Here is a 17,483-nt window from a genome sequence, read left to right as displayed (position 1 = left end):
CAGTCAGGCCGCGCCAAGGTCGAAACAACGACGTCAAACTGTCGTCCCCTCGCCCTGTCTCGCGATCACGCCGCCGACTGCTGATCGAATTCGGGCGGCGCGTAGGCCTTGCCGTCCTGGTCGGTGATGACGACCCGCCACCCCTCGCTCGCCCACACCTTTGCCTTCGCCACGATGAGCAACCGGCTCTCGCGGGCGAAGCTGTACTTCTCGTTGTCGCGTTCTGCGACCATTTTGTAGGCCAATTCGCATCCCCTTGCGTCGCCCTGCACCCACCCTTCTCGTGACAGCGGGCTTTGGCGGCAATTCGCCGGGAGCGTGGCAATTTGATGCCATCCGCAGGCGGTAAGGGCCGCTCCGTGCCATCGGCGACGGAGCCGATCCTGCCGCGTCGGATCGGCGCTAATGCACGCGGATAATATGGGGTCGGCCGAGATTGATCAGGCCCTGCACCGCCGAAAGGCGGTCATCGAGGGCTGCAATGGTGAGCAGCAGGTTGTTGCGGCGCTCGTCGAGCAAACCCATCTCGGCGCCGCTGAGCTTTGTGCTCGTCCGTTCCTTGTGGATCGCTTCGAGGGACTTGCGCAGTCCGGCAATCAAACTGGCCAGCTGCTGGGCCTCCTTGGTCATCGACCGCTTAGCGACATTCTGCTGACGGCGCGTCTCCGCCTGGCTCTGACTCATTTCATCCTCCCGTGCCCCGCTGCCCCGAGTGGATGCCTGCATCTTTGGGTACACATGTTACGATCGATGAAATCTGCCCGCGAAGAACTTTCTTAAATTGTACGCGCAGGGAACTCGACGCCGCGCCCGAGCAGAAAGCCCGGCTCGAGGGCCGGGCTTTCCAGCGAGCGCCAGTGCTTGGTGACCGCCACCGCCACGCGGCGCGGCATTGAGGTGCGCCGCGCCGCCGCCGGAATGCGGCATCGCGGGCGCAGCGCGGCCGGGCGTCAGCTCACCTTCAGCATGAAGCGGTCGAAGTACGATGCAAGCCCGGCATAGTCGTCGAGCGGCAGCACGTTCGCGACATACTGGTCGGGCCGCACCACGACCATGCAGCCGCTCTTTCGATCGATCCCTCGCATTGCGAAAACGTCGTGGCCGCCCTTGAGGTCCGGGCAGAACATCTTTTCGTAGTCGATCAGACCATAGCGGCCCTTGCGCGGGAGCAGCAGCGACGGCATCGCCGCGACGGCAAGCTGACGATGATCCTGCTGGAAGACGGCACGCAGGTCGATCACGCTGTCGATGTCGGCGCCAGCAGGCGTGTATCGCCGCAATGGTGATTCCCGGGCCTCGGTGAGGAAGCCGCACAGCGCGCGAATGGCCGAGGCGGCAGCCGCAGGATCTTCCGCAGGCGAAAATGCGTAGATGCGGAAACGGCCGTCGGCCTGCGCGGCGTGGCCGAGATGGACCGGCTTGGCGTCCGCCAGCCGGATCACCGGCGCGGAATGGAAGCGCTTGCCGATGACGAGGCCCTGCGCGAGGTGCTGATGCGAAGCCGCGCCGGTGAGCACCGATGGCCTGTAATGCGTTGCCGTGCCCGCGGTATAGCGCCCGTGCCTGACGAAATAGTCCTGCGTTTTGGCAGCATCGGCGCCGCCGGCCTTGGCGGCCGAGGCGAGAATCCCCGCCCATTCGCGGTCGAAATCGATCAGCTCTTTCGCGACCGCCTGGCGCTCCGCCGAATAGGAATGCAGCAGGCTTGGGACGCACTGGCTCCGGAGGACACCGGCGAGCTTCCAGCCGAGATTGAAGGCATCCTGCATCGAGACGTTCATGCCCTGCCCCGCCTTCGGGCTGTGCGTATGGCAGGCATCGCCGGCGATGAAGATGCGCGGCAGGCGCGTATCGGTGTCGGCATCCGGCACGTCGTCGAACTTGTCGGTGAGACGCTGGCCGATCTCGTAGACCGACCACCAGGCGATCTCCTTCACCTCGAGCGTATGCGGCTTCAGAATCCGCTGCGCCTTGGCGATCACGTCGTCGGCGGTGATGTTGCGGCTCGCAACTCGCTCGCCGACATCGAGTTTCGCGAGCTCGACATAGATGCGGACCATGTAGCCGCCTTCACGCGGAATGATCAGCAGGCTGCCGTCCCTGGCCGACTGAATCAGCGACTTGAAGCGGATGTCCGGGAAATCCGTCACCGCCAGCACGTCCATCACGCCCCAGGCGTGGTTGGCGGAATCGCCATGCAGCTCGCGCCCGATCGATTTGCGCACCGTGCTGCGTGCGCCGTCGCAGCCGACGACGCACCGCGCCCTGATCGTCTCGACCTTGCCCTCGTGCGCTGCATCGATGCGTTCGAGGCGCACGCTCACGGCATGATCGGCGGCATCGGCGGCAGGATCGACATGGAGATCAAGCACGCGTCGGCTGTAATACGGCTCGAGCTTCGCCGGCGATCTGCGCATGGCGTCGAGGAAACAGTCATGGATGCGCGCCTGATTGAGGATGACGTGCGGGAATTCCGACAGCCCGTCCTCGACGTCCTGAACCCGGCCGCTGCGGGCGATCTTCTCCGGCGTCCGCTCATCCGGCTTCCAGAACGTCGTCTCGTTGACCCAATAGGCCTCCTTCAGCACCCGCTCGCTGAAGCCGTAGGCGTGGAACATCTCCATGGTGCGGCAGGCGATGCCGTCGGCCTGGCCGACCAGCAGCCGGCCCGGCTTCTGCTCGACGATGCAGGTCTTGATGTCAGGAAACTGCGCAAGCTGGGCGGCGAGCGTCAGGCCGGCAGGCCCGCAGCCGACGATGAGAACATCGACCTCGTCAGGCACGGTGCCCGTTGCGCCCGGTGCCTGAACGCGCTCGGCGGGATCGGCAATCTCGGGGTCGCCCGGCTGAAATCCATTCAGATGGAATTGCATGAGCACCTCTCCCGTCAAATTTCTGTTTGGATATTGCTCAGTATGCTGACGATCAGTATACTTGTCAACGACCTCGAAACCTCCCTGCCCTCCGCGGAGACGTCGGTGAAAGACAATAACGACATGCCCGGGCATCTGGCGCGCCGCTTCCAGCAGATCGCGGTCGCGGTGTTCCTGGCCGAGGTCGAAGATGCTGGCTTCGATCTCACGCCGGTGCAGTACGCCGCGCTCGCGACCATCAAGGCCAATCCGGGACTCGACCAGGTGACGCTCGCCGGATTGATCGCCTACGATCGCACCACCATCACCGGCGTGATCGATCGCCTCGTCCAGAAAGGCCTCGCGGAGCGCCGCCCCTCCAGCCGCGACCGCCGCGCGCGGGAGCTCCAAATCACCGATGAAGGCCGGCGCACGCTGCGCAAGATCACGCCGGCCGTCGAATCTGCGCAGCGCATCATGCTGGGCGGCCTCAGCGCGAAGGAGGGCGAGGAACTGATGCGGCTGCTGCGCAAGGCCATCGCCGCCGGCAACGAGCTCAGCCGCGCCCCGCAACGCGATGCGCAAATCTAACTCCAAACCACGTCCGAATTTGTCGCAGCGCACGAAACCAGGAACTAACCTTCGCCTGCTAAGCTCGGCCCCATTGGACGCTTAACGCGCGATTAACTTTGTGGGACGGAGTTCGGAATGTTCAGGTTCCTCGTTATGGCGGCGGCCATGACGCTCTCGACCAGTCATGCGGTCGCGGGCGGCCATGGGGGCGGCGACCCTCCTCCGCCGAAGGTCGAGGCGCCGACGGCTCCAGCGAAGGTGATCCTGACCAAGCAGGGCCCCAAGCTCGTCGATCTCAACGGCATGACGCTTTATACCTACGAGCGCGACACCACCGGAAAGTCCTCGAATTGCAACGGTAAGTGCACCGAGAGCTGGGTTCCGCTGGCCGCGACGACCGACGCCAGGGCCGTCGGCGACTTCACCGTGATCAGCCGCGACGACGGCAGCAAGATGTGGGCGTACCGCTATCGTCCGCTCTACACTTCACCCGCCGACAAGGCGCCGGGCGACGCCAACGGCAATGCCACGACGCTGCAATGGCGGATCGCGCGGCCCGAGTAGGAAAAAACGCGCACATCATCATTACCGGCTGGCCGACGAGCATGCGCGACGGAGCCGGCCGATCGCACGGCCCTCAGCTTCGCCAGCGCATGCCCGTCTCGGCCTGCGCGTTCTGCCCTGGCGGCAGCACCACGACCGTCGAATTGAGCTTCACCCGGTCGTAGAGATCGATGACGTCCTCATTGCGCATCCGGATGCAGCCGGACGAGATCGCCTGGCCGATATATTCGGGCTGGTTGGTGCCGTGGATGCGGTAGAGCGTGTCCTTGTTGCCGACATACAGATAGATGCCCCGCGCGCCGAGCGGATTGGCGGGACCGCCTGGAACGCGCGCCGGATACGGGCCGAGCCGCGCTTGGATGTCCGCCGTCGGAACCCAGTCCGGCCATTCCGCCAGGCGGCCGACCCGCGCGACGCCGGAGAACGCCATGGCTTCCTCGCCGACCGCAACGCCGTAACGGATCGCCTTGCCCTCGGGGAGCACGTAATAGAGGTAGCGCGCATCGGTATCGACCAGGATCGTGCCCGGCTGTTCCTTGCGGTGGTAGTCCACGATATGGCGGAGATATTGCTCGGGCACCTTCGCCTGAGCGTAAGGCGTATGCGCGAGCAACTGACGGTCGCGCGGCGTCATGCTCGCGTCCGTCGATGGCGAGAGTGTCGTCTGCATGCAGCCGCCCAGCGGCAACAAGGCTGCGACGAACAAAACGAGTAGAGATCTTGGCACCGCCGGCCCCCCGATAGCGGATAGCAGCACCCCCAGCACTGCCACATATCGCCAAAATCGCGCTGAAAACAAGGCGGGAGAGGAACACGTGCGCGTGTTCGATCAACCGGGTTCCATCACCACAAACGGCGGAAGACCGTCGCATCATCTCCATCCCCTCGCCTTGCTTTGGTCAAACCCGGCTGGACTCGTGCGCCCCGGGGCTCGGGATGGGCTCACCTCAACCGATCGGCGCCGCGCCAATGCGGACGACCTAGGCTTCAAACACCAGGCTTCAAAGGAGTTGCGATGCTCGCGACGCTGAATGCCAAGCAAATCGTCGATGAGATCGTGAAGGACACGGTCAAGGACAACGACCCTCACGACGCGGTTCAGATCTCTCCCGAGATCGTGCTGGCCTCCCGGCCCACCAGCGCGTCTCCTGCGCTGGCGCCGGAGATCGCGCCGCGTCCGGAGCCCAGGTTCACCCCGGAGGCCAAGCTCACTCCGGAGCCCAAGCTCACTTTTGAGCCGAAGTTCACGCCGGAGCCGGCACGTGCGCCCGAGCCCACCATCAGCGTCGTCTACGGAAAGCCCGCCGCGGCACCGTTTGTCGACACGGCTGTCCGCGTCACGTCCAGCGACGTTCCTGTCAGGCAGAAGCGATCCTCGGTCGGCAAGTGGCTGCGCGGTGCGTCCGTTGCGTTCCTGTTTGCCGGCGCCAGCGTGGCCGCCAGCATCGCCTGGGAGAAGCACGGCGACACGGCAACGCAAATGCTGGCCGAATGGACGCCGGCACTGACTTCGTTGCTACCTGTGACCTCGTGGCTACCTGCGACGTCGCAAACCGCTCCGGTCGCCGCCACGCAGGCCCCACCGGCCGCAGTGGAAGCCACGGCAGATCAATCGGCCAACCAATCTGCGCCGCCGCCCGCCGCTCAAATTGCCGCAGTCGTGCCTGCCGCGACACCGCCGGTCGACACAACGCAGTCGGTGCAATCGATGACGCACGATCTCGCCGCGATGGCGCAGCAGATCGAGCAGCTCAAGGCCAGCATCGCCGAGCTGAAGGCCGGGCAGGAGCAGATGGCGCGTGAGATGGCGAAGCCGCCTGCACCGAAGCCGGCAGCCGAAGCGAAGCCACCGGTCGATCCGCGCGCACGCGCCGCTGCGCTTCCGCCGCAGCCTGCCGCGCCTCCGGTTCGCAAGCCCAAACCGGCCGTGGCACGGAACTACATGCCGGCCTCTTCGCCCGCGCCGCTCGCACCTCCGCCGCCGCCATCGCAGGCCGCCGCGGTCGCGCCGCCAGCTGCGCCGGCCACGACGACGCAAGCCGTTGCCGATGACGATGGACCTATCGTGCGCCCGCCAATGCCGCTGCGTTAGAGCATGATCGGGAAGAGCTTTTAGCGGTTTTCCGAAAAGACCATGCTCAAGACAACAGCCTGAAGCGCGATGACGATTGGTCCTGATTTCATCGCGCTTTAGACAATGCCAGGCGACAGCTCGACGTCGCGATCTCGCGCACGCTGTCCGAGTCGATGCAATGCGTTGAGTCCGGGCGACTACGGGAGGCCATGCCTTGCACGTCTTCCGATCAAGAGAAAAGGCCGTCGGGATCTATGCCGCCGGCCTTCTCGTGCAGCTGCCGGTTCCCGGAGCCCGGTTCTGCTGCAATTCCATGCCTCATGGTCGCGCGGACATATTTAATAAAATGTTAACACGCTCACATGCTGCACATCATTTCTGCGCCATAAGCTCAGAGATTGCGCGGCCTGTTCATTCGGCAACTATCGACTCAGTGGTATCATCCGGGACGTGTTGAGACTTGCACTGAAGCTCAGATCGTCACACGGGGAACTCAAATGCCCTACTACTATTTCGATCTTGTGGTTGGTGAAGAGTTCAAGAACCAGGGGGGAATCATCCTCGAAGACATCGAGGTTGCCTCCGATCGCGCCGATCAACTGGCATGCGAGCTGTCGCAGGTGAAGCCGGAGCTGCAGCAGAAGGGTTGCGCGGTGCGCGTCACCGATCGCGATCACAACGAGCTCTATCGCACGCCGCTCGATCCGGTGCCGGCCTGGCAGCGCTAAGCACAGCGCTTTCAAGCGAAGCGGATGCCGGGTCGCGTTGAGAAACGCGTCAAACCAAGACGCCAAAGCTCGTTCCGATGGAATCGGAACGAACTTTACGCTTCAAGCGTCGGCGGCTCGAACCAGTTCGTCAGCGACAACCCACCGTCGACGACGAAGGCCGCGCCGGTGACGTAAGCGGAGAGCTTGTTCGACAGCACCGTCAGCGCCATCGGCACGAGGTCCTTGGCCTCGCCGAGACGCCCGAGCGGAATGTGCCGCGCCAGCGCGGGATCCGCAACGAAACCGCCGGCCGCGATCGCGCCGGGCACCAGCGCGTTGACGCGGATATCGTAGCGGCCAAACGTCTTGGCCAACTCCTTCACCAGCATCGCCAGCCCCGCCTTCGTCGTCGAATAATGCGGTAGGTTGCGCGGGGTGCCCGCATGCAGCGAGGTCAGAAACAAGAACGAGCCCGGTCGTTTCGCCGCGATCAGCCGTTTTGCGAGTTCACGGCCCAGATGAAAACCGGCATCGAGATTGACGGCATGCATCTCCTGCCAGGTCCTGCGATCGACCGCGAGGGCGTGATCGGCCTCCCGCCGCGGCGGCGAGGCGCTGTGGACGAAATGGGTGACTTCGCCCAGCGCAGCATGTGCGGCAGCCAGCAGTTCGTCGCAGGCCTCGAGCCTGGCGAGATCGCCGACCCAGGGCACGGCCAGAGCGGGCTGCTCGCTAGCGCTGATCGCGGCACGCACCCGCTCCGCGCTCACATCGGCGAACATGGTGCGGACGCCCTCGCCGACCAGGGCCTGCGCGATCGCGCGGCCGATGCCATTGCCCGCGCCGGTGACGAGCGCGGTGTCGCGTGCTGGATCGAACGGCGTGCTGAACAGGCTCATGTCGTGCTCCGAGGCTGGGGAGCGGCAGGTTAGCCCACCGGCTGGACCGACGACAATTGCGCCGCGCGCCATTGCGGAGCGGCGCGCCGGGCGCTAGCCTCTCAAAAAACGGAGGAGGTTCCAGGGATGCGCACCGGTTTTCTGATGACGGGCCTGTTGCTGCTGGCTGCACCGGTCCAGGCTGGCGACGCGCCGCCGCGGTCGACCTATGTGACGATGGTCTTGCAGGCCTTCGCCGCCAAGGTCGAATGCCCCAACACGGACCTCGTCTATCAGGACCTCGTGCAGAGGGCGCAGCAGATGCACCTGCCCGACGGCACCACCGAGAAGGTGCGCAAAGCGATCGCCTGGATGCACACCGGCGGCAAGATGGGCGAGAAGCAGGACGATGATTTGATGGCCGAGGTCGCGGTCGCGACCCAGGCCACCGACCTGGACCAGCGCCGGCTTGGCATGCCCGGCTGGTGCGAAGCCCAAAAGACCAACCTCGCCGGCCTGATCCGCAGCAAGGGTGGCTAGCGAGCCCTGGCTTTCGCCGCATTAAGCACTCCGCGACGGACCGCTGCTCCGGCCCAAAATCGTCACAATCCTCGAAAGCATGCGACCTCTTCGAATTCGAACAGGAGGTCCTCATGCGGAGTATCCATTTCGTTTTCGCCGGCGCGATTGCGGCCGCCACGGTGCTGACCGCGCCCGCACAGGCGAGGAATGCCGACGCCCAGAAGGGCGAGGAAAAATCCACCCCGTCCTCATGCAGTGCCTATCAGCAGGCGCCGGATGGCTCGTGGGAGCCACTCCCCTGCAAGGCGACAGGCGAGCGCGGGCAGCCGCAGACACAGAACCGCACCTCGGCGCAAGGCAGCGATCGTGGGGAGCGTTGAAGACGCTCGCGCTTACGAATGTCAGCTCTGATGCGGGCCGCGCATGATCTTCATGGCGTCCACGATGTGACGCCATTCCCTGGCATCGTCGGTCTCGCCGCGGCCCTCGCAGGCCTGGGCCTGCTCAGCGGCTTTCGCAATCGCAGCAAGTCCGTGCTGTTCGAGCATCTGCCGGGCAACGGTATGAACCTGGACCTCGGACATCATGGGCGCTCTCCCGCTTGAGGGAACTGCGGTGCAGCGCACAACTGCCACCGCGGGTGTCTCACAACGATCGAGGCCCCGAGCTCGTTCCGTCCCGTCGATGTGAGCCCAAGACAAGCCCAAGACAAGCCCAAGACAAGCCCAAGACAAGCCCAAGACAAAGGCGGCCCGCCATGCCCGACGGACCGCCTTCTCACCCACCCCAAAACCGGCAGTCTCCGGCCGCGGCTCCCTACGCGACCGCCGCCTTCTTGCGCTCGAAATCGTTCGGCACCTCGATATCGACCTCCAGGGTCGAAACCTCGTCGCCGCGCTCGAGCCGGACGATGACCTTGGTCGGGTCCAGCGTCACATGCCTGGACACGACGGCGAGAATTTCCTCACGCAGCACGCCGAGCAGATCGGGCTGGCCGCGCATTCCGCGCTCATGGGCAAGCAGGATCTGCAAACGCTCGCGCGCGACCGGTGCAGTGGCCTTGTTGCCGCGGAGAAGCCGGAGCAAACCCATGCTCATGCAGCCCTCCGTCGCAGCAGGCGGTCCATGAAGCCCTTGCGCTCGGCCGGCACCTGCATGGCGACGGTCTCGCCGCACAGCCGCCGCGCCGCGTCGATATAGGCCCGTGCCGGCGCGCCGTCCGCATTCGACAGCGTCACGGGCGTGCCGACGTTGGAGGCGCGCAGCACGTCCTGGCTCTCCGGGATGATGCCGAGCAACGGCGTCGCCAGGATCTCGAGGATGTCGTCGATGGTCAGCATCTCGCCGCGCGCGGCACGCGAGGGATCGTAGCGGGTGATGAGGATGTGCTTCTCGACGCGCTCGCCCTTCTCGGCCCGCACCGTCTTGGAATCGAGCATGCCGATGATGCGGTCGGAATCGCGCACCGAGGAGACTTCCGGATTGGTGACGATCACGGCCTCGTCGGCAAAGCGCATCGCCATGGAAGCGCCGCGCTCGATGCCGGCCGGGCTGTCGCAGATCACCCAGTCGAAGCGGCTGCGCAGATCGTCGATGACCTTGCCGACGCCCTCTTCCGTCAACGCGTCCTTGTCGCGGGTTTGCGAGGCCGGCAGCAGCCAGAGATTCTCCAGCCGCTTGTCGCGGATCAGCGCCTGCGGCAGCTTCGCGACGCCCTGCACCACGTTGATGAGATCGAACACCACGCGGCGTTCGGCGCCCATCACGAGGTCGAGATTGCGCAGGCCGACGTCGAAATCGACGACGACGACCTTGTCGCCGCGTTGCGCGAGCGCTGCTCCCAGCGCGGCGGTCGTCGTGGTCTTGCCGACCCCGCCCTTGCCTGATGTCACGACCAGTACCTTACTCATCTGAAATGTCTCCTTTGCTGGTCAGTTCAGTGCTGTAATTCGCATGGTATTCCCCTGTAGCCAGGCCTGCGCCGGCTTGCCGCGCAAGGCGGCGTCGATGTCGTCCGCTGTCTGGTAAAACCCGTCAATTGCAAGCAGTTCAGCCTCGATCCTCTGACAATAGATGCGCGCGCTGGTGTGACCGTTCACGCCCGCCATGGCGCGGCCGCGCAGCGCGCCGTAGACGTGGATGGAGCCGCCGGCAACGACCTCGGCGCCGGAGCCGACCGAGCCGAGAATGGTGACGTCGCCTTCCGGGAAGATCACGGTCTGGCCCGAGCGCACGGGGTTTTCGAGGAGCAACGAGGTCGGCTTGGTCTCGACCTTCACCTCGGCCTTCTTCGGCGCGCTCGGCTCGACCACGCAGCTGCGCCCGCCCGACAGGAGCGGCGGCATCATGGGGGTCAGCCGGCCCTCCTCCACCCCTTCGATGCCGAGCACGCGAATGTTGCGGTCCTGAAGGCTGGTGAGCAGATGGCCGATGCCGGCCTGGCTGAGATCGACCGACGACAGGTCGATCACCACGGGCCGGCCGGCAAAGAAGCCCGGCGACCGCGCGATGGTGGCGTCGATCTCATGCAGCCAGTCCTGGACCGGAACCGTCGGCGTGAACACGAACGCCACATAGGAGCGCCCGCGCAGGCGCACCATTTGACGTTGGACTTTTGCTGCAGCCTCCATAGCGGCCGACTCGTTCCCTGTTATTGAATGGTTAACGATGCGGCGGATATGGTTAACGACGAGTTAATTTTTCCCCGGGGTTACGCGGGGGATGGCCCGAATTGGGTGCACGGTGATGCGCCGGCGAGCGCTGGGCAAGCGTCAGGCAGACGCTCTCGCCCAACACAGCGGTCATCGCCCGCGCAGGCGGGCGATCCAGTACTCCGAGACATTGAGGGTCAACCGATAGCCCGCGGCGTACTGGGTGCCCCGCCTTCGCGGGGCATGACACCAGTGTATGGGGCGGGCGCCGCGACCTAAGCGCCTACTTCTTCACCTTGCTCGCATCCATCTTGATGCCGGGATCCAGCATTCTGGTCGTGAATGCGGTCGTGACGTCGAACGGCTTCTCCATGCCAAGATAGGTCTGGACCAGTTCGTAGTCCTTCTTCATCCGCTCGCCGTCGATCCAGCCGAGACCCTTGGTGGTCGTGAACTCGTCCGTCATCAGGAACTTGATGCGCTCCCACTGGCGTTCCTGGTTGGCCCGATCCAGCCCCGAGACCTGCTCGAGCAGCGCGTTCAGGCACGGGGCCACGTCGGCGACGCAGGCCGCGAAGGCTTTCTGCGTGACGCGCACGAAGTCTTCGACGACCTTCGGGTTCTTCTGCAAGTAGGCGCCGTTGACGATCAGCGAATTGCCGTAAGGGTTGAGCCCGATGTCCTTCCAGTTGACGTAGCCGAGATCGGGACCGAACTCGATGACCTTCAGGTCGTGCTCGTTGTAGAAGTCGCTGATGATATCGACCGTGTGGCTCTTCAGTGCCGCGATCTTGGCGGTCGGCCCGACATTGACGAAGCCGACGGAATCGGGCGCGAGCCCCGCCGCCTTGGCGAAGGCCGGCCACATCACGCGGGACGCATCGCCGGGCGGATTGCCGATCTTGTGCCCGGCGAAATCCTTCACCCCGTTCACGCCGTAGCTCTTCAGCCAGTAGAAGGTCTGGCCGGTATTGGCATAGACGCTCATCACCGCAACCGTGTCGGCGCCCTTGCTCTTGGCCACCAGCATGGTGGCGAGATCGGCGACGCCGAAGGGCGAGCCGCCGGAGCCGACCTTGGCCGCGGAGACGCCGGAGCCCTTGCCGGTCTCGATGGTGAGGTCGATGCCCGCCCTCTCGTACCAGCCCTGCGCCTTGGCGTAGTAATACGGCGAGTGGTCGGCCGTCGGCGTCCAGTTCAGGATCAGATTGACGGCCTCTCCCGCATGGACGGGCATCGCCGTCGCACCGAGCGCCAGAGCCAACACCAGGGCCGAGCCCGCCGCCTGCAAACGCTTCATCGCATCTCTCCTCGTTGCCGCGACCCGGCTTGTCGCTCTCCCCTTGTGAGGATACCAATGCAACAAGCCCGCCCTCCACTTGTCAACTGTTTGGTTGGAAATGCCCGCAAAACGATCTGGCGACACCGTGCCGCAGCGTCGCGATCCCGTCGCCACCCGCAGGAAGCTCCTGACCGCGGCGCGTCAGGAATTCGCCCGGCACGGCTTTGCGGGCGCCCGTGTCGACGAGATCGCCGAACGCGCCGGCGTCAACAAGCAGCTCGTCTATCACTATTTCGGCGACAAGGACGCGCTCTACCTCGCCGTGCTCGAATGGGTCTATGAGGACATCCGCGAGCAGGAGCGCAGGCTCAATCTCGAAGGCCTGCCGCCGGAGAAGGCGATCCGCAAGCTGATCGAGGCATCATTCGATCACCTGGCGGCAAACCCTGATTTCATCGTGCTTCTGAACGACGAGAACCGCGGCGGCGCCTGTCATGTCCGCGGCTCGACCCGGCTGGAGGCGATGCACTCACCGCTCGTCAAGAGCGTCTCCCACATCCTCAACGAGGGGGTACGCTCGGGCGTATTCCGCAAGGGGATCGACCCCGTCCAGCTCTATATCTCGATTGCTGGCCTCAGCTATTTCTTCTTCTCCAACACGCCGACGCTGTCGGCGATCTTCGGCAAGGACCTGTCGAGCCGGGCCCAGCGGCGCGCCCGCCGCCGGCATGTCGCCGACCTCGTGCTCCAGTCGCTCCGGCCATAATCAACCAACTGGTTGAAACTTCCCTCGAGTCCGGCTAGGCTCGCGACCCGCGGCAGGGTGGCTGTCGGCAACAGGGAGCATGCGGTGGCAGGAGACGGGGCACGCACCTCGCGCAGCTTTGCGATCATCCTGATCGTGCACCTCGCCGTGCTCGTGCTGTGGCAGGTCGCGGTCGATGCCTTCCAGGTCCCGAAATTCATCCTGCCCTCCCCGCTTGCGACAATTCAGACATTGGGGACCACGGGTTATGCCTGGGGCGCCAACACGCTGGTGACGGCGGTCGAGATCCTTGGCGGCTTTGCGCTCGGCGCGTTCGTCGGCGTGGCGCTTGCCGTGATCTTCAGCTGGGCACCGCTGCTCAGCCTCGTGCTGCTGCCGCTGTTCGTCACGCTGAACATGATTCCGAAAGTGGCGCTCGGCCCGCTCTTCATCGTCTGGTTCTCCTACGGCATCGTGCCGAACATCCTGATCGCTTTCAGCATCTGCTTCTTCCCGATCCTGCTCACCACCGCGCGCGGCCTGCGCGAGGTCGAGCCGGACCTGCTCGATCTCGTCAAATCACTGCGCGGATCACGCTGGACGCTGTTCCGCAAGATCCAGCTGCCGGGATCGCTGCCCTACATCTTCTCCGGGATGAAGGTCGGCGCAATCCTCGCGGTCGCCGGCGCCATCGTCGGCGAGTTCATCGCCTCCGAGCGCGGGCTCGGCTACCTCATGATCCAGGTGCAGTCCTCGCTCGACACGCCCGCGATGGTGATGGCGGTCGTGCTGCTGACGCTGCTTGGCGTCGCTCTCTACGGCCTGGTCCTCGCCCTCGAACGCATGTTCGTGGTCGGCGACGCCAGGCAGACCTGAAGACCAAGGACAACGAATCCATGCTGCTCACCCGCCAGACGCTGCCGAAGACCATCCCTGACATCGCTGCGCTCGATGATCTCCTGTGCCGGCCGAGCCAGGCCCTGATCGACGATCTCAAGAAGGTCGAGGGCGACATCATGATCCTCGGCGTCGCCGGCAAGATGGGCCCAACGCTGGCAGGACTTGCGAAGGCCGCCGCGCCGGATCGCCGTGTCATCGGCGTCGCCCGCTTCAGCGACGCCGGCGTGAAGGATTGGCTGCACGCGCGCGGCGTCGAGACGATCAACTGCGACCTGATGGACGAGAAGGCTATTCAGGCCCTGCCGAAAGCGCCGAACATCGTCTTCATGGCCGGTCGCAAGTTCGGCGCCGAGGGCGATCTGTCGCTGACCTGGGCGATGAACGCGCATGTCCCGGCGCTGGTCGCGCAGGCTTTCCCCTCCTCGCGCATCGTGGCGTTCTCGACCGGCTGCATCTATCCGTTCGTCCCCGTCGACGGCAAAGGCTCGAGCGAGGACATGGCACCGAACCCGCCCGGCGAATACGCCCAGTCCTGCGTCGGCCGCGAGCGCATGTTCGAGTATTTCTCGCGCAAGTTCGGCACGCCCGGGCGCCTTTTCCGCCTCAACTACGCGATCGACATGCGCTATGGCGTGCTGCACGACATCGCCACGAAAGTGCTGACGGGCACGCCGATCGACGTCAGCCTTGGCCATGTCAACTTCATCTGGCAGGGCGATGCGTCCTCCCATGCGTTGCGCTGCCTGGCGCATTGCACGACGCCGACCTCACCGATCAACGTCAGCGGCCACGAGATCCTCGCGGTGCGCGATCTCGCGGCGAAGTTCGGCGCAAGGTTCGGCCGCGCGCCGGTGCTGACGGGCAAGGAGGAGCCGACCGCGTGGCTGACCGACACGTCGAAGGCGGTCGAACTGTTCGGCCTGCCCGTCGTTGACACTGAGCAACTGATCGCCTGGACGGCGGATTGGGTCTCTCGCGCCATGCCGAGCCTTGGCAAGCCCACCAAATACGAGGTGCGCGATGGTCGCTACTGACGGTCCGCGCATCGTCCGGCTCGGCGTCGAGGACGCCGCGGCTGGCCTTGTGCTCTCGACCGAAGCGCACTGGAACCAGACGATCGAGGACTGGCGCTTCTTCTTGAGCGAAGGCTTTGTGTTCGGCATCCGCGACGACGTGCGGCTGGTCGCGACTGCAGCCCTGCTGCCCTATTCCGGCAACAATGCATGGATCAGCATGGTGCTGGTGACGGCAAGCCACCGCCGCCGCGGTCTTGCCACGCTGCTCGTCGATGCCTGCCTCGAGGCGGCGCGCAAGGATGGGCTGACGTGCTGGCTCGATGCGACGCCCGACGGCACCCGGGTCTATGGCCCGCTGGGCTTCACTCCGACCTCGCAGTTGCGCCGGCTGAAGCTGGTGAAATCCACCTCCGCGTTCGGGCAAGCGCCGTCAACCGCAACGCTCGACGCGCTTTGCGATCGGGACCGGCGCGCGACCGGCCTCGACCGCACCACCCTGCTCTCCGCCTTCGCGCGGCGGCCTGGCTCGTGCATCGTCTCGGCGAACGGCGCCATCGCGCTGGTGCGGGACGGCCGAGCCGCGTGCCATATCGGCCCGTTGTACGCGGATCACACCGCAGCCGCGCTGACCCTGGTCGATGCGATCGCGCAGTCGCAGGACGGATCGCTCCTGCTCGACGCCGTCGCGTCGCAAGGGATGTTCCTGGACGGATTGGCGGCGTCCGGCTGGACCATCGAACGCCCCTTCCAGCGCATGCGTCTCGGCCCCATCACCGCCATGGCCGGGGAAATGCCATTCGCCGTCGCCGGCCCCGAATTCGGATAGGACATCATGCACCACAGCCAGATCAACAGCGACGTCCGCAAGCTGATCGCCGACGGCACCGTGCTGCCGGCGCATCCGCTCGCGCTCACCGCCGAGCGACAGTTCGACAAGACGCATCAGCGTGCGCTGACGCGCTACTACATCGATGCCGGCTCGGGCGGCCTTGCCGTCGGCGTGCACACCACGCAGTTCGCGATCCGCGACGTCGGCCTCTACCGTCCCGTGCTAGAGCTCGCCGCGGAGACCGCAGCACACTGGACCAGGCGGCCGCTGGCGTTGGTCGCGGGCCTCGCCGGACCGACCAGCCAGGCGATCGCCGAGGCCCGTACCGCACGCGACATCGGCTATCATGCGGGCCTGCTCAGCCTCGCCGCGATGAAGAGCGCCTCCGAGGACGAGATCATCGCGCATTGCACGGCGGTGGCCGCCGAGATTCCGCTGGTTGGCTTCTACCTTCAGCCGGCCGTCGGCGGTGTCGTCCTGTCGAGCCGGTTCTGGCAGCGCTTCGCCTCGATCGACAACGTCATTGCGATCAAGATCGCACCGTTCAACCGCTACCGTACGCTCGATGTTCTGCGCGGCGTCGCAGCCGCCGGCGCGCTCGACCGCGTCGCGCTCTACACTGGCAATGACGACCACATCCTGCTCGACCTGATGCTGCCGTTCGATCTCCGCGACAAGGGCGTCACCACGCGGACCTATTTCAAGGGCGGCCTGCTCGGCCACTGGTCGGTCTGGACCGCGAGCGCCATCCAGCAGTTCGAGCGCTGCAAGGCGGCGCGGCACAAGGACAGCGTGCCCGCCGACCTGCTTGCGCTCGATGCCCGCGTCACCGACTGCAACAGCGCCTTCTTCGACGTCGCCAACAATTTCCACGGCTGCATCGCAGGCTGCCACGAGGTCTTGCTGCGCCAGGGCCTGATGAAAGGTCTGTGGTGCCTTGATCCAAACGAGGGTCTCAGCCCCGGCCAGAAGGAGGAGATCGATCGCGTCTGCCGCGAGCACGCCGACCTCAGCGACGATGCCTTCGTCGCCGCGAATTTGAACAAATGGCTGGCATGAGCTCAGAGCCCTTCATCAGCCTGCAGGGCGTCCGAAAGGTCTATCGCAGCGGCGGCGCCGAGTTTCTGGCGGTGTCCGACGTCACCATGGACGTGCAGGAAGGTGAGCTCGTCTCGCTGGTCGGCCCGTCCGGCTGCGGCAAGACGACGGTGATGAAGATCCTGGCGGGCCTGCATGGCGCCGACGGCGGCACCGTGCGGATAGGCAATGCCACGAGCCCGTTCGATCCGACCCGCGACATCGGCATGGTGTTCCAGCAGGCACTGCTGCTGAAATGGCGGACCATCCTGGACAACGTGCTGCTGCCGGCCGAGATCGTCGGCCTGCCGATGAAGGCCGCGCGCGAGCGGGCGCGCGACCTGCTCAACCTCGTCGGCCTCGCCGGCTACGAGCAGAAATATCCGCAACAGCTGTCCGGCGGCATGCAGCAGCGCACGGCGATCGCGCGCGCCTTCATCCACGATCCGAAACTGATCCTGATGGACGAGCCGTTCGGCGCACTGGATGCGCTGACGCGCGAGCAGATGAATCTGGAGATGCTGCGGATCTGGCGCGAGAGCGGCAAGACCATCATCTTCGTCACGCATTCGATCCAGGAAGCCGTCTTCCTGTCCTCGCACTGCGCCGTGCTGACGGCGGGCCCGGCGAAGATGGCCGACTATTTCGCGATCGATCTGCCCTTCCCGCGCGACCTTCCGCTCAAGACGACCGATGCATTCGGCGCCTATGCGCGGCGCATCTATGCGAAGCTCGGGTTGGGGACGGCGTAATTCGCCAAACGAAAATTCTCGTAGTGCCGTAGGGTGGGCAAAGCGAAGCGTGCCCACC

22 protein-coding genes are annotated in these 17,483 nt (G+C 65.3%); 12 read left to right on the top strand and 10 right to left on the bottom strand.

The window, feature by feature from the left end; translation table 11 throughout:
* Positions 1 to 65: 65 nt before the first annotated feature.
* The 3 genes from FJV43_RS34290 to FJV43_RS34275 all read right to left on the bottom strand — a co-directional run bounded on the left by FJV43_RS34290 (position 66) and on the right by FJV43_RS34275 (position 2,873).
* Entirely contained in the window at positions 66 to 272 is a 207-nt protein-coding gene (locus tag FJV43_RS34290) for a hypothetical protein (RefSeq protein ID WP_345946110.1), read from the bottom strand.
* A gap of 130 nt (positions 273 to 402) precedes the next feature.
* Positions 403 to 684, bottom strand: a complete 282-nt coding sequence (locus FJV43_RS34285) for a hypothetical protein (protein WP_131868396.1) — start codon at positions 682 to 684, stop codon at positions 403 to 405.
* A 266-nt stretch (positions 685 to 950) separates the two neighbouring features.
* Positions 951 to 2,873: an FAD-binding monooxygenase gene (locus tag FJV43_RS34275; RefSeq protein ID WP_239623345.1), complete on the bottom strand. Its 1,923-nt coding sequence runs from the start codon at positions 2,871 to 2,873 to the stop codon at positions 951 to 953.
* A gap of 105 nt (positions 2,874 to 2,978) precedes the next feature.
* Between FJV43_RS34275 and FJV43_RS34270 the strand changes: the two genes are divergently transcribed.
* Positions 2,979 to 3,443, top strand: coding sequence for a MarR family transcriptional regulator (locus FJV43_RS34270; RefSeq protein WP_061876627.1), 465 nt, complete (start codon positions 2,979 to 2,981; stop codon positions 3,441 to 3,443).
* A gap of 117 nt (positions 3,444 to 3,560) precedes the next feature.
* Positions 3,561 to 3,989: a hypothetical protein gene (locus tag FJV43_RS34265; RefSeq protein WP_239623344.1), complete on the top strand. Its 429-nt coding sequence runs from the start codon at positions 3,561 to 3,563 to the stop codon at positions 3,987 to 3,989.
* Positions 3,990 to 4,062: 73 nt separating this feature from the next.
* On the opposite strand, the gene FJV43_RS34260 is transcribed toward FJV43_RS34265, so the two are convergent.
* A complete protein-coding gene (locus tag FJV43_RS34260) occupies positions 4,063 to 4,659 on the bottom strand; it encodes a L,D-transpeptidase (RefSeq protein ID WP_165935844.1) in 597 nt (198 codons plus the stop codon).
* A gap of 345 nt (positions 4,660 to 5,004) precedes the next feature.
* Between FJV43_RS34260 and FJV43_RS34255 the strand changes: the two genes are divergently transcribed.
* A complete protein-coding gene (locus FJV43_RS34255) occupies positions 5,005 to 6,081 on the top strand; it encodes a hypothetical protein (protein ID WP_239623343.1) in 1,077 nt (358 codons plus the stop codon).
* 479 nt (positions 6,082 to 6,560) lie between these two features.
* Positions 6,561 to 6,791, top strand: a complete 231-nt coding sequence (locus FJV43_RS34250; protein ID WP_025035960.1) for a hypothetical protein — start codon at positions 6,561 to 6,563, stop codon at positions 6,789 to 6,791.
* 95 nt (positions 6,792 to 6,886) lie between these two features.
* Here the strand turns inward: FJV43_RS34250 and FJV43_RS34245 are convergent, their stop codons facing one another.
* Positions 6,887 to 7,672 (bottom strand): SDR family oxidoreductase, encoded by a 786-nt coding sequence (locus FJV43_RS34245; RefSeq protein ID WP_239623342.1) that lies wholly within the window; start codon positions 7,670 to 7,672, stop codon positions 6,887 to 6,889.
* A gap of 126 nt (positions 7,673 to 7,798) precedes the next feature.
* Here FJV43_RS34245 and FJV43_RS34240 point away from each other — a divergent pair, with 126 nt between their 5' ends.
* Both FJV43_RS34240 and FJV43_RS34235 read left to right on the top strand, forming a co-directional pair.
* Positions 7,799 to 8,191, top strand: coding sequence for a hypothetical protein (locus FJV43_RS34240; RefSeq protein ID WP_239623341.1), 393 nt, complete (start codon positions 7,799 to 7,801; stop codon positions 8,189 to 8,191).
* A gap of 113 nt (positions 8,192 to 8,304) precedes the next feature.
* A complete protein-coding gene (locus FJV43_RS34235) occupies positions 8,305 to 8,553 on the top strand; it encodes a hypothetical protein (RefSeq protein WP_239623340.1) in 249 nt (82 codons plus the stop codon).
* A 21-nt stretch (positions 8,554 to 8,574) separates the two neighbouring features.
* Here the strand turns inward: FJV43_RS34235 and FJV43_RS34230 are convergent, their stop codons facing one another.
* From FJV43_RS34230 to FJV43_RS34210, 5 genes are all read right to left on the bottom strand, one after another.
* The gene (locus FJV43_RS34230; RefSeq protein WP_239623339.1) at positions 8,575 to 8,760 is read right to left on the bottom strand and encodes a hypothetical protein; all 186 of its coding nucleotides are present in this window, start codon (positions 8,758 to 8,760) and stop codon (positions 8,575 to 8,577) included.
* Between the two features lie 229 nt (positions 8,761 to 8,989).
* The gene (gene minE, locus FJV43_RS34225; protein ID WP_028180817.1) at positions 8,990 to 9,271 is read right to left on the bottom strand and encodes a cell division topological specificity factor MinE; all 282 of its coding nucleotides are present in this window, start codon (positions 9,269 to 9,271) and stop codon (positions 8,990 to 8,992) included.
* Complete coding sequence (gene minD, locus FJV43_RS34220; protein WP_239623338.1) at positions 9,268 to 10,083, bottom strand: septum site-determining protein MinD; 816 nt, start codon at positions 10,081 to 10,083, stop codon at positions 9,268 to 9,270. The genes minE and minD overlap by 4 nt, the downstream gene beginning before the upstream one ends.
* 21 nt (positions 10,084 to 10,104) lie before the next feature.
* Positions 10,105 to 10,803, bottom strand: a complete 699-nt coding sequence (gene minC / locus FJV43_RS34215; protein ID WP_131868387.1) for a septum site-determining protein MinC — start codon at positions 10,801 to 10,803, stop codon at positions 10,105 to 10,107.
* A 304-nt stretch (positions 10,804 to 11,107) separates the two neighbouring features.
* Positions 11,108 to 12,124 (bottom strand): ABC transporter substrate-binding protein, encoded by a 1,017-nt coding sequence (locus FJV43_RS34210; protein WP_239623337.1) that lies wholly within the window; start codon positions 12,122 to 12,124, stop codon positions 11,108 to 11,110.
* A gap of 100 nt (positions 12,125 to 12,224) precedes the next feature.
* Between FJV43_RS34210 and FJV43_RS34205 the strand changes: the two genes are divergently transcribed.
* From FJV43_RS34205 to FJV43_RS34180, 6 genes are all read left to right on the top strand, one after another.
* The gene (locus FJV43_RS34205) at positions 12,225 to 12,872 is read left to right on the top strand and encodes a TetR/AcrR family transcriptional regulator (RefSeq protein ID WP_345946109.1); all 648 of its coding nucleotides are present in this window, start codon (positions 12,225 to 12,227) and stop codon (positions 12,870 to 12,872) included.
* Positions 12,873 to 12,956: 84 nt separating this feature from the next.
* Entirely contained in the window at positions 12,957 to 13,727 is a 771-nt protein-coding gene (locus tag FJV43_RS34200) for an ABC transporter permease (protein WP_061876625.1), read from the top strand.
* Between the two features lie 20 nt (positions 13,728 to 13,747).
* Positions 13,748 to 14,785: an NAD(P)-dependent oxidoreductase gene (locus tag FJV43_RS34195; RefSeq protein ID WP_239623335.1), complete on the top strand. Its 1,038-nt coding sequence runs from the start codon at positions 13,748 to 13,750 to the stop codon at positions 14,783 to 14,785.
* Positions 14,772 to 15,593 (top strand): GNAT family N-acetyltransferase, encoded by an 822-nt coding sequence (locus FJV43_RS34190; RefSeq protein WP_239623334.1) that lies wholly within the window; start codon positions 14,772 to 14,774, stop codon positions 15,591 to 15,593. The genes FJV43_RS34195 and FJV43_RS34190 overlap by 14 nt, the downstream gene beginning before the upstream one ends.
* A 6-nt stretch (positions 15,594 to 15,599) precedes the next feature.
* Positions 15,600 to 16,655 carry a dihydrodipicolinate synthase family protein gene (locus FJV43_RS34185; RefSeq protein WP_239623333.1) on the top strand — a complete coding sequence of 352 codons (1,056 nt, stop codon included), beginning with the start codon at positions 15,600 to 15,602 and terminating at the stop codon, positions 16,653 to 16,655.
* Positions 16,643 to 17,425, top strand: a complete 783-nt coding sequence (locus FJV43_RS34180) for an ABC transporter ATP-binding protein (protein WP_239623332.1) — start codon at positions 16,643 to 16,645, stop codon at positions 17,423 to 17,425. Before FJV43_RS34185 ends, FJV43_RS34180 begins: the two co-directional genes overlap by 13 nt.
* Positions 17,426 to 17,483 lie beyond the last annotated feature (58 nt).

This window comes from Bradyrhizobium sp. I71, from assembly GCF_022354745.1.
Lineage (GTDB): Bacteria > Pseudomonadota > Alphaproteobacteria > Rhizobiales > Xanthobacteraceae > Bradyrhizobium > Bradyrhizobium liaoningense.
This window is presented reverse-complemented; position numbering and strand designations above follow the sequence as displayed.

Excerpts from the sequence above, each read along its gene's own strand:
- FJV43_RS34195 (WP_239623335.1), top strand. The coding sequence starts at position 13,748 with ATGCTGCTCACCCGCCAGACGCTGCCGAAGACCATCCCTGACATCGCT.
- FJV43_RS34235 (WP_239623340.1), top strand. The coding sequence starts at position 8,305 with ATGCGGAGTATCCATTTCGTTTTCGCCGGCGCGATTGCGGCCGCCACG.
- FJV43_RS34185 (WP_239623333.1), top strand. The coding sequence starts at position 15,600 with ATGCACCACAGCCAGATCAACAGCGACGTCCGCAAGCTGATCGCCGAC.
- minD (WP_239623338.1), bottom strand. The coding sequence starts at position 10,083 with ATGAGTAAGGTACTGGTCGTGACATCAGGCAAGGGCGGGGTCGGCAAG.
- FJV43_RS34205 (WP_345946109.1), top strand. The coding sequence starts at position 12,225 with ATGCCCGCAAAACGATCTGGCGACACCGTGCCGCAGCGTCGCGATCCC.
- minE (WP_028180817.1), bottom strand. The coding sequence starts at position 9,271 with ATGAGCATGGGTTTGCTCCGGCTTCTCCGCGGCAACAAGGCCACTGCA.
- FJV43_RS34210 (WP_239623337.1), bottom strand. The coding sequence starts at position 12,124 with ATGAAGCGTTTGCAGGCGGCGGGCTCGGCCCTGGTGTTGGCTCTGGCG.
- FJV43_RS34240 (WP_239623341.1), top strand. The coding sequence starts at position 7,799 with ATGCGCACCGGTTTTCTGATGACGGGCCTGTTGCTGCTGGCTGCACCG.
- minC (WP_131868387.1), bottom strand. The coding sequence starts at position 10,803 with ATGGAGGCTGCAGCAAAAGTCCAACGTCAAATGGTGCGCCTGCGCGGG.
- FJV43_RS34275 (WP_239623345.1), bottom strand. The coding sequence starts at position 2,873 with ATGCAATTCCATCTGAATGGATTTCAGCCGGGCGACCCCGAGATTGCC.
- FJV43_RS34250 (WP_025035960.1), top strand. The coding sequence starts at position 6,561 with ATGCCCTACTACTATTTCGATCTTGTGGTTGGTGAAGAGTTCAAGAAC.
- FJV43_RS34190 (WP_239623334.1), top strand. The coding sequence starts at position 14,772 with ATGGTCGCTACTGACGGTCCGCGCATCGTCCGGCTCGGCGTCGAGGAC.
- FJV43_RS34265 (WP_239623344.1), top strand. The coding sequence starts at position 3,561 with ATGTTCAGGTTCCTCGTTATGGCGGCGGCCATGACGCTCTCGACCAGT.
- FJV43_RS34245 (WP_239623342.1), bottom strand. The coding sequence starts at position 7,672 with ATGAGCCTGTTCAGCACGCCGTTCGATCCAGCACGCGACACCGCGCTC.
- FJV43_RS34260 (WP_165935844.1), bottom strand. The coding sequence starts at position 4,659 with ATGCAGACGACACTCTCGCCATCGACGGACGCGAGCATGACGCCGCGC.
- FJV43_RS34180 (WP_239623332.1), top strand. The coding sequence starts at position 16,643 with ATGGCTGGCATGAGCTCAGAGCCCTTCATCAGCCTGCAGGGCGTCCGA.
- FJV43_RS34285 (WP_131868396.1), bottom strand. The coding sequence starts at position 684 with ATGAGTCAGAGCCAGGCGGAGACGCGCCGTCAGCAGAATGTCGCTAAG.
- FJV43_RS34230 (WP_239623339.1), bottom strand. The coding sequence starts at position 8,760 with ATGATGTCCGAGGTCCAGGTTCATACCGTTGCCCGGCAGATGCTCGAA.
- FJV43_RS34255 (WP_239623343.1), top strand. The coding sequence starts at position 5,005 with ATGCTCGCGACGCTGAATGCCAAGCAAATCGTCGATGAGATCGTGAAG.